This window comes from Streptomyces sp. NPDC048496 (assembly GCF_043200055.1).
GTDB lineage: Bacteria > Actinomycetota > Actinomycetes > Streptomycetales > Streptomycetaceae > Streptomyces.
In genome coordinates this window covers 140,676-150,109 of sequence record NZ_JBICXB010000012.1, presented here as the reverse complement: position 1 = coordinate 150,109, position 9,434 = coordinate 140,676, and the positions used below count along the sequence as shown (strand labels likewise).

General features: G+C 69.5%; 8 protein-coding genes and 3 pseudogenes. 7 read left to right on the top strand and 4 right to left on the bottom strand.

From position 1 onward, the window contains the following. Nucleotides 1-100: 100 nt before the first annotated feature. Nucleotides 101-985: an aldo/keto reductase gene (locus tag ACGFSA_RS15315; RefSeq protein WP_393304291.1), complete on the bottom strand. Its 885-nt coding sequence runs from the start codon at nucleotides 983-985 to the stop codon at nucleotides 101-103. Further along, the gene (locus ACGFSA_RS15310) at nucleotides 985-2,523 is read right to left on the bottom strand and encodes an MFS transporter (RefSeq protein WP_393304289.1); all 1,539 of its coding nucleotides are present in this window, start codon (nucleotides 2,521-2,523) and stop codon (nucleotides 985-987) included. Before ACGFSA_RS15310 ends, ACGFSA_RS15315 begins: the two co-directional genes overlap by 1 nt. A gap of 244 nt (nucleotides 2,524-2,767) precedes the next feature. Here ACGFSA_RS15310 and ACGFSA_RS15305 point away from each other — a divergent pair, with 244 nt between their 5' ends. Both ACGFSA_RS15305 and ACGFSA_RS15300 read left to right on the top strand, forming a co-directional pair. Continuing rightward, nucleotides 2,768-3,664: a helix-turn-helix transcriptional regulator gene (locus ACGFSA_RS15305; RefSeq protein WP_393304287.1), complete on the top strand. Its 897-nt coding sequence runs from the start codon at nucleotides 2,768-2,770 to the stop codon at nucleotides 3,662-3,664. A gap of 28 nt (nucleotides 3,665-3,692) precedes the next feature. Beyond that, nucleotides 3,693-4,712 (top strand): aldo/keto reductase, encoded by a 1,020-nt coding sequence (locus tag ACGFSA_RS15300; RefSeq protein ID WP_393304285.1) that lies wholly within the window; start codon nucleotides 3,693-3,695, stop codon nucleotides 4,710-4,712. A gap of 23 nt (nucleotides 4,713-4,735) precedes the next feature. On the opposite strand, the gene ACGFSA_RS15295 is transcribed toward ACGFSA_RS15300, so the two are convergent. Continuing rightward, nucleotides 4,736-5,623 carry a helix-turn-helix transcriptional regulator gene (locus tag ACGFSA_RS15295; RefSeq protein ID WP_393304283.1) on the bottom strand — a complete coding sequence of 296 codons (888 nt, stop codon included), beginning with the start codon at nucleotides 5,621-5,623 and terminating at the stop codon, nucleotides 4,736-4,738. A 234-nt stretch (nucleotides 5,624-5,857) separates the two neighbouring features. On the opposite strand from ACGFSA_RS15295, the gene ACGFSA_RS15290 reads away from it, so the two are divergent. From ACGFSA_RS15290 to ACGFSA_RS15270, 5 genes and pseudogenes are all read left to right on the top strand, one after another. Beyond that, nucleotides 5,858-6,874 carry a zinc-dependent alcohol dehydrogenase family protein gene (locus ACGFSA_RS15290; protein WP_393304281.1) on the top strand — a complete coding sequence of 339 codons (1,017 nt, stop codon included), beginning with the start codon at nucleotides 5,858-5,860 and terminating at the stop codon, nucleotides 6,872-6,874. Nucleotides 6,875-6,944: 70 nt separating this feature from the next. Beyond that, nucleotides 6,945-7,283 (top strand): annotated as a pseudogene (locus tag ACGFSA_RS15285) (SDR family NAD(P)-dependent oxidoreductase); the annotation flags it as partial. Nucleotides 7,284-7,305: 22 nt separating this feature from the next. Beyond that, a pseudogene (locus ACGFSA_RS15280) lies at nucleotides 7,306-7,952 on the top strand (SDR family oxidoreductase). A 63-nt stretch (nucleotides 7,953-8,015) separates the two neighbouring features. Then, nucleotides 8,016-8,336: a carboxymuconolactone decarboxylase family protein gene (locus tag ACGFSA_RS15275; protein WP_393304279.1), complete on the top strand. Its 321-nt coding sequence runs from the start codon at nucleotides 8,016-8,018 to the stop codon at nucleotides 8,334-8,336. Between the two features lie 51 nt (nucleotides 8,337-8,387). Beyond that, nucleotides 8,388-8,633: pseudogene (locus ACGFSA_RS15270) on the top strand (cupin domain-containing protein); the annotation flags it as partial. 276 nt (nucleotides 8,634-8,909) lie between these two features. Here the strand turns inward: ACGFSA_RS15270 and ACGFSA_RS15265 are convergent. Further along, on the bottom strand, nucleotides 8,910-9,296 hold the full coding sequence (locus ACGFSA_RS15265) for a hypothetical protein (protein WP_393304277.1): 387 nt from the start codon (nucleotides 9,294-9,296) through the stop codon (nucleotides 8,910-8,912). Nucleotides 9,297-9,434: the final 138 nt, after the last annotated feature.

Here is a 9,434-nt window from a genome sequence, read left to right as displayed (position 1 = left end):
TCAAGCTTGTGACTAGACACCTCAAGCCTTGCAGGAAACGGCGTGTTTCATGTATCAGCGCAGGTCACAGCACCCACACATACGGCAGGAGAGCCTGATTTCAGGCTTCGGGGATGGTGCGGCCGTAGTCCGCGAGGGTGACGGCCTCCGGCTCGGGGCCGCCGCGCCGGCCAGTCTCCAGAGCGTCGAGGGACTTCAGCTCGTCCGCGGTGAGTTCGAAGTCGAAGACGTCGATGTTCTCGGCGATCCGGTGGGGCTTGGTCGACTTGGGGATCACGGAGCGGCCGTGTTGGAGGCCCCAGCGGAGCAGTACCTGGGCCGGGCTCTTGCCGTGTGTCTCGGCGATGCCGGTGACGACCGGGTCTTCCAGGACGCTTTTGCGGTTTTCGCCGTAGCCCGGGTAGAAGGTGATGCCGCCGATGGGGGACCATGCCTGGTTGAGGATGTGGTGCTGGTCGTCGAAGTCGAGGACGGCGCGCTGCTGGAAGTAGGGGTGGATCTCCAGCTGGTTGACGGCGGGGACGATGGTGGTGGCGTCGAGCAGGGCGGTCAGGTGGTCGACCATCAAGTTGCTGACGCCGATGGCCCGGACCTTGCCGTCGGCCAGGAGTTTCTCCAAGGCGCGGTAGGCGGCGAGGGTCTTGTCGAAGTCCGACGGGAGGGCCTGGTGCAGGATGAGCAGGTCGATCCGGTCCACGCCGAGCTTGGCGGCGCTCTTGTCGAAGCCGTGCAGGGTCTCGTCGTAGCCGTAGTCGCTGATCCAGATCTTCGTCTCGACGAAGATCTCCTCGCGGGGCACTCGGGAGTCACGGATGGCCTGGCCGACCTCGCGTTCGTTGCCGTACGCGGCGGCGGTGTCGATGTGCCGGTAGCCGAGGTCGAGTGCGGCCGTGACGGCGGCCCGGGTCTCGTCCGGCGGGGCCTGGAAGACGCCGAGTCCGAGGGCGGGCATCTCGACGCCGTTGTTGAGGGTGAGGCTCTGCATCACAGGGACCTTTCGTTGCGGGTGGCCGGTGAGGGCATGATGAGGGTCAGGACGGCCGCGACAGCCAGCGCGAGCAGGACGGCGGAGCCGGTCAGGGCGGCACCCGAGCGGGCCGCGATGTCGCCGGCCCCATGGCCGGTGGAGACGGTGGCGGCCACGGCGGTCTGGATGCTCAGGCTCAGCGCGCTGCCGATCTGGTGCACGGTGTTGACCAGGCCCGAGCCGGCTCCCGCGTCCGCGGGGGCGACGCCGTCGACGCCGCTGGAGGTCAGCGGGGCCAGCGCCAGACCCTGGCCGGCGCCGATGAGCACCATGGGCAACGCCACGCCCGTCAGGTAGGGCGTGTGCAGGTCGAGGCGGCTGAGCCACACCATGCCCGCCGTGGTCAGGGCGACCCCGGTCAGGAGTACCAGCGGCCTGCGGACCCGCTCCAGCAACCGGGGCACTTGGACGGCGAGGACGAAGTTGACCAGCGTCATCGGCAGGAAGGCGAGCCCGGCCTGCAGCGGCGTCCAGCGGTAGACGCTCTGCACGAACTGCGCGGTGAAGAAGAAGAACCCCATCATCGCGCCCATGTAGAGCATCCGGGTGACGTAGGCGCCGGTGCGCTCCCGGTCGGCGAACAGCCGCAGCGGCACGATCGGCTGCGCGGCCCGCCGCTCCACCCGGACGAACAGTCCCAGCATCACCGCACCCGCCCCCAGCGGTATCAGGGTGGCCGGGGCGGTCCAGCCGAGGTCGGCCGCGTCGACGATGCCGAGGACCAGAGCGGTCGAGCCCAGCGTCGCCAGCAGCGCGCCGGGAACGTCGAAGCGGCCCGGCTGCCGGGTGGTGTCGGGCAGGAACCGTACCGCCAGCACCATCATCACGGCGCCGATCGGGACGTTCAGGAAGAACCCGGCCCGCCATGAGATCAGGTCGGCGACGAGCCCTCCGACGACCAGGCCGAAAGCGGCGCCGAGACCGGCGACGGCGCTGTAGGCGGCCATCGCCCGGTTCCGGGCCTGACCCTCGGGGAAGCTGCGCGTGAGCAGGGACAGAGCGGAGGGGGCCAGCACGGCGGCTCCGACGCCTTGGAGCGCCCGGGCGCCGATCAGCCACCACTGACTCTGCGCGGCCCCGACCAGGAGTGACGTCACGGAGAAGACGACCAGGGAGAACATGAACACCCGGCGGTGTCCGAACAGGTCACCGGCCCGGGCTCCCAGCAGCAGCAGGCCGCCGAAGACCAGGACGTAGGCGTTGGTGATCCAGGACAGGCCGGTCTCGGAGAACCCCATGTCGGACCGGATCTGCGGCAGCCCGGTGAACACGATCGAGTTGTCCAGGATGACCATGAAGTAGCTGACGCAGATGATCGCAAGGATCAGTGTCGCGTGGACCGGGGCCCGGTGCGGCTGCGCCGCCGGGCGGGCCGGCGGATGCGGAGCGGCGGTGGCCATGAGGTCACCGGGCGCTTCGGTGGCTCCTTGAGGGCTCGGACCGACTGTACGCCCGGCGTGGACGTCGCCGATTCCGGACAAGGGTGCTGTGCGCACGGTGCTCCTTCAGGTCGGTCTCTGGTCCGGGCCCGGTCGTGGTCGGCCGGACCCTCGGCCTTCTCCAGAGAACCGCGCCTCGGCACCCGGGTGGGAGTCACTGCTCTTCCAGGTAATGGCAGTACCTCGCAGGCACTCGCCGACGGATCTACGGTGAAGTCGCCGGCACAGGATGCACGTCGATCAAGAGGAGCCACCGCATGTCCGCCCTTGCCGCGGCCCAAGCAGCCCAGGGGATCTGAGCATGGCCGACAGAGATAAGAAGAACCTGGCCGCCGAGGTCCGCGAGTTCCTGAGCACCCGGCGAGCCCGGATCACCCCGGAGCAGGCCGGGCTGCCCGTCTACGGCGGGAACCGCCGCGTCACCGGCCTTCGCCGCGAGGAGGTCGCCCTGCTCGCGGGCATGAGCGTGGACTACTACATCCGGCTCGAGCGCGGGAATCTCACTGGCGCCTCGGACTCGGTGCTCGACGCCCTCGCGCACGCACTGCAGCTCGACGAGGCCGAACGCACCCACCTCTACGACCTGGCCCGGGCAGCGACGCCGTCGGGCCGGCGCCCCACGGTGACCGCCTCCCGCGTGCGGCCCACGATCCTGCGGCTGCTCGACTCGATGACCGACGTGCCGGCCTACGTGCGCAACGCGCGCTTCGACATCCTGGCCGCCAACACGCTGGGGCGTGCGCTGTACGCACCCGTCTTCGACTCGCCGCTGTTTGCCCGGCGCGGTCCGGTCAACAGCGCCCGCTTCATGTTCCTGGATCCCGCCAGCCAGGAGTTCTGGACGGACTGGGAAAAGGGCGCCAACGACGCGGTCGCTTTCCTGCGCACCGAGACGGGCCGGGCGCCCCACGACAAGGCACTCACCGACTTGATCGGGGAGCTGACGACCAAGAGCGACGACTTCGCCCGCCGGTGGGCCCGCCACGACGTGAAGTTCCACCGCTCCGGCATCAAGAACCTTCACCACCCGCTGGTCGGCGATCTCGCGCTGCCCTACGAGGCGATGGACCTGCCGGCCGATCCCGGCCTGCGCCTCAACTTCTACACCCCCGAACCGGACTCCCGGGAAAGAGAGGCCCTGGGCCTCCTCGCCAGCTGGGCGAGCACCGCCACCGTCGTCCCGACCACGAACGACTGACCACATTCGATCCGAGGAGAATCACTTCATGCAGTACCGACCGCTCGGCCGCACCGGCGTCCAGGTCAGCCCGCTCTGCCTGGGCGCGATGATGTTCGGTCCCTGGGGCAACGAGGACGAGGCCGACTCGATCCGGATCATCCACCGCTCTGTCGACGCGGGCATCAACTTCGTCGACACCGCGGACGTGTACTCCGCCGGCGTCTCGGAGGAGATCGTCGGCAAGGCGCTGAAGAACCGCCGCGAGGATGTGTTCCTGGTGACCAAGTTCTTCATGCCGATGGACCAGGACGACCCCAACCAGCGTGGTGGCAGCCGACGTTGGATCATCCGCGAGGTCGAGAACTCCCTGCGGCGGCTCGGCACCGACCACATCGACCTCTACCAGGTCCACCGCCCCAGCCCCGACACGGATATCTCCGAGACGCTCGGTGCCCTCTCCGACCTCGTACACCAGGGCAAGATCCGTTACCTCGGTTCCTCGTCCTACTCGGGCTCCCAGATCGTCGAGGCCCAGTGGATCTCGCGGGAGCGGCACCTGGAGCGGTTCGTGACCGAGCAGCCGCCGTACTCGATCCTGGTCCGCGGCATCGAGGAGGACGTGCTGCCCACCGTGCGCCGCCATGGCATGGGCACCCTCACGTACAGCCCGCTCTCCGGCGGCTGGCTCTCCGGCCGTTACCGCAAGAACGCCACCGAGGGCCCCGCCTCCGCGGCACGCCCGCAGGCCCGCTTCGACATGAGCACCCCCGCCAACCAGCGCAAACTCGACGCAGTCGAGCAGCTCGCGCTCCTGGCCGAGCAGGCCGGCCTCACGCTCATCGAGCTCGCCGTCGCCTTCGTCATCAACCACCCCGGCGTCACCTCGGCGATCATCGGCCCGCGCACCATGGAGCAGCTGGAGGCGTTCCTGCCCGCCGCCGACGTCACGCTGTCAGCCGACGTACTCGACGCCATCGACGAGATCGTCGCGCCCGGCGTCACGGTCAACCCGGTCGACAACAGCTACGGCGACTTCGACCTGCGGGCCGACCAGCGGCGGCGCTGACGCGCACCCACGCGGCGGTGAGATCACGTCTCCTGTGGGCTGCGAGCCAGGGCTTCCTGGGTCGCGGCCCACGACGCGAGCAGGCGCAGACCCTCTTCGGAGGGTGAGCCGGGTTCGGCGGTGTAGACGGTGAGGGTGAGACCAGGTTCGGCGGCCATCTCCAGGCCCTCGAAGGCGAGGGTCAGGTCGCCGACGGCGTGGTGGTGGAAGTTCTTGGTGCCGGTGCCGTGGTGGCGGACGTTGTGGGCGCCCCAGCGGGTGCGGAACTCGTCGCTGCGGGTGGACAGTTCACCGACGAGGTCGTGCAGGTCCTTGTCGTGGGGGTTGCGCCCGGCCTCGGTGCGCAGGATCGCGACGGTGACGTCGGCGGCGAGGCCCCAGTCTGGGTAGAAGCGGCGGGAGACGGGGTCGAGGAAGGTGAAGCGGGCGAGGTTCGCCTGGTTGTGGGCGGTGGCGTAGATGTCGCTGTAGAAGGCGCGGCCGAGCGCGTTGGTGGCGAGGATGTCCATGCGGCCGTTGCGAACGAAGGCGGGTCCTGCGGTGATCGCGTCGAGGGTCCATTGCAGGCTGCGGTGCGGGGTCCACTGCCGGGCGGGGCGTCGGCGCCGGGGGCGGGTGAGGGCGTCGGAGCCGTCGGCGGCCTGTGCCAGGTGAAGGAGGTGGGCCCGTTCGGCGTCGTCGAGCCTCAGGGCGCGGGCGACGGCTTCGAGGACGGCGGGGGAGACGCCGGCGAGGTTGCCGCGTTCGAGCTTGGCGTAGTACTCCACACTCACGTCGGCCAGGGCCGCGACCTCGCTGCGGCGCAGACCAGGGACGCGGCGCCGGGTCCCGGAGGGCAGTCCGGCCTGCTCGGGGGTGATCTTGGCTCGCCGCGAGGTGAGGAACTCGCGGACCTCGTGCTGGTTGTCCACTCTTCGACCGTACGTGCAGTGGGCCGCGGGAGGGATGTACTGCTGGTACACCCATCGACGGTGACTGGCTGCCCCTGGTGAAGAGGGGTTTCCTGGAAGACGTGGTGCTGTTCCCGGCCGTACGGCGGCGGGGACGGGCCGCCCGACCCCCGTGCATGGACGCTCCGCGTCCTGGGGCCGGTCACACGCGGACCCCCCGAATCGGTCCGACCTCACGTACGTATAGGAACCCTCATGCGCGGCGCAGTGATTCACGCCCCCGGTGACGTCCGCTTCGAGACGCTGGACGACCCGAAGATCCTCCACCCCACCGACGCGATCATCCGGACGGCCGTCACCTGCGTGTGCGGCTCCGATCTGTGGCCCTGGCGGGGTCTGGAGCCGATCGGTAAGGCCCATCCGATGGGGCACGAGTACGTCGGTTTCGTCGAGGAGGTCGGTTCCGAGGTCACGGCGGTGAGGCCGGGGCAGTTCGTGGTCGGCTCGTTCGCGACCTCGGACAATACGTGCCCGAACTGCCGTAACGGCTTTCCGTCGAACTGCCTGCACCGCGAGTTCATGAGCACCTGTCAGGCCGACTACGTCCGCATCCCCAACGCCCAGGGCACGCTGGTCGCCACCGACGAGGTGCCGGGCGAGGAACTGTGGCCCGGTCTGCTTGCCGTATCCGACGTGATGGGCACTGGCTGGTGGGCCGCCGACGCCGCCGAGGTGAAGCCCGGCTCGACCGCCGTGGTGGTCGGTGACGGGGCCGTCGGCCTGTGCGCGGTGATTGCAGCCAAGGAGATGGGCGCGGAGCGGATCATCGCGATGAGCCGCCACGAGTCCCGGCAGAAGCTGGCCCGCGCGTTCGGCGCCACCGACATCGTCACCGAGCGTGGCGAGGAGGGTGTCGCCCGGATCAAGGACCTCACCGGCGGGATCGGCGCCGACTCCGTGCTGGAGTGCGTGGGCACGGCCCAGGCCATGCAGCAAGCGCTGCACTCCGCACGGCCCGGCGGCAACGTCGGCTTCGTCGGCGTCCCCCACGAGGTCGCGGTCGACGGTCAAGAGCTGTTCTTCTCCCACGTCGGCCTGCGCGGCGGCCCCGCCCCCGTGCGCCGCTACCTTCCCGACCTCATCGACCATGTCGTGACCGGCGGGATCGACCCGGGCAAGGTCTTCGACCTGACCCTGCCCCTGGACCAGGTTGCCGAGGGCTACCAGGCGATGGACGAGCGCCGCGCCATCAAGGCACTGCTCAAGCCCTGACCCCGTACGTTCCCGTTTCCGCCGGGGCCGGACGCCCGGCCCCGGCCCCTGTTGAGGAGGAACCGCCAGCGTGACCACGTACGCTCTCGTCGGTGCCGGTCCCGGCCTGGGCCTTGCCACCGCCCGCCGCTTCGGCACCGCCGGCCATGACGTCGCCCTGATCGCCCGCAGCGCCGAGCACCTCGCGCTCCTGACGGACGATCTCCGCCGCGACGGCATCGAGGCCCGCGGATTCGCCGCGGACGTCCTGGACCCGGCCGCGCTCGCCGCCGCCCTCCACGACGCGGCCGAGACGCTCGGGCCGATCGAGATCTTGCAATACAGCCCGGTGCCGCGCGCCGACTTCATGAAGCCGGTCCTCGACACCACCGTCGACGACCTGGACGACCCGCTCGCCTTCTCCGTGCGGTGCTGCCGTCGGCCTCGCCGACATCGGCGAATCCGCCCTCGACACGGCGGTCAGCAGCTCGCCGACGAAGGCCACCGGGTGCTCGCCCTGACCTGTGACGTCACCGACGAGTCCCAGGTCGCCGCCGCCGTTGACCGCACAGTGGACACCTTCGGCCGCCTGGACATGGCCTACAACAACGCCGGCATCCAGATCCCGCCCGCCGACGCCGCGGAGGAAGCGGTGGAGGTCTTCGACCGTGTCCACGCCATCAACCTGCGCGGCGTCTGGGCGAGCATGAAGCACGAACTGCGTCATATGCGCGCCCAGGGCAGCGGAGCGATCGTCAACTGCTCCTCCCTCGGCGGCCTCGTCGGCATCCCGGGCCGCGCCTCCTACCACGCCTCCAAGCACGGCGTGATCGGCCTGACCGGCAGCGCCGCCCTGGAGTACGCCCCGCGCGGCATCCGCATCAACGCGATCTGCCCCGGCACCATCGATACCCCCATGGTCAGCGACATGATCGCCAAGGGAGAGCTCGATCGCGCCGAGGCCGAAGCGAACCAGCCCATCAACCGTCTCGGCACCGCCGACGAGATCGGGCAGGCCGTCCTGTGGCTGTGCAGCCCCGGAGCGAGCTTCGTGGTCGGCGTCGCTCTGCCCGTCGACGGCGGATACGTCGCCCAGTGACCACAGAGCAGGCGAGCGGCTGCCTCTTCGACGCCGCCCCGATACGCAACAAGGAGTGACACCATGCCCAAGCAGTCCGCCCCCAAGGAGCTGGAAGCGATCGCGCCCAAGCTCGTGGAGATCACCGACGAGGTGCTCTTCGGTGACGTCTGGGCGCGTCCCGGACTCTCACCACGCGACCGCAGCCTGGTGACCGTCAGCGTCCTGGCCGCCCTCTACCGCAGCGAGCAACTGCCGTACCACCTGGGCGTGGCGCTGGAGAACGGCCTGAGCGTCGAAGAACTGTCCGAGGCCATCACCCACCTGGCCTTCTACGCGGGCTGGCCCAACGCCATGACCGCGATCAACCAGCTCAAGCTGCTCGCCGACGAGCGCACCGCCTGACACCGGCACACCGCCACCCCTCCCGCACCCGCACAGCAAGGAACACCTTCCGTGGAACACGTCACGAAGCCCCCGACCGTCAAGGCTCCCGCCGAGCGCTTCACCGGCGACGTCTACCTCAACATGATCGAGGTCCCCGTCGAACCGGCCCGACTGGCGTCCGCCCTGGTCCGCTTCACCCCCGGGGCCCGCACCAACTGGCACTCCCACGCCAACGGCCAGACCCTCTACGTCACCGACGGCACCGGTCTCGTCGGCACCCGCGACGGCGGCGTCGTACGCGTCAGCGCCGGCCAGACCCACGATGGGGACGGCGTCGGTGGCGGGGTTTGTTCACGATTCTTGACGCTCTCATGACGCTTGCGGGTGAGCCGGAATCGGTGGAGTCTCGGCGCCCGGAGGTGAGCGCCGTGCACCGCTGGCAGGAAGAAGTCCAGGACGTTCGCCTTGCGCGGGCTCGGAGAGGGAAGGTTCGTGGAGTCGAGGCCAGACGAGGTTGGCCGCATCCCGTTTCGTAGCGTCCCTGAAGCCAAGACAGCGGCCGCTGCGCAGCCGGAGTCCTGCAGGAAGGCGTCATCCACGACGTATCACGATCGCGGTTTCGGCGACACTCCGTGGCTCCGGCACGGAAAATCGATCCGGAACCGAAATTCGCGGAGTGTTGACCCGCGGACTATCCAACGGCGGTTTGCCGCGACCGCATTGTATTGTCAGTTCTCGTGGGCGCGGCATCGCGGTAGCGGCGGGGGCGACATGGCGTAGCTCCCGACGAGGGAGGTGCATCGCATCTGTCGGATGGTCTGCGACGGTGTGCGGCGGGTAGTGCACGCGCTCATCGGCCCGCGCGGTGGTGGTCGCGACCATGCCGTTTCGGACCTGCCCGCGGGAGCCGGGGTACTGACGGGACACATAGGCCGTGGCGTGCCCGGACTTACGGTCACCGGAGTCGTCCGGGAACAACGCCCCGCCGTCGTGGGGCGCGGTCGGAAACAGGAAGGCGCTGATTCATGGCTGCCCACCGGTCCGATGAAGGGCCGCACCTTCACCTTGCCTCAAGAAGTCAAGACCCGGAACACCATCCACCGATCACGGCAAACC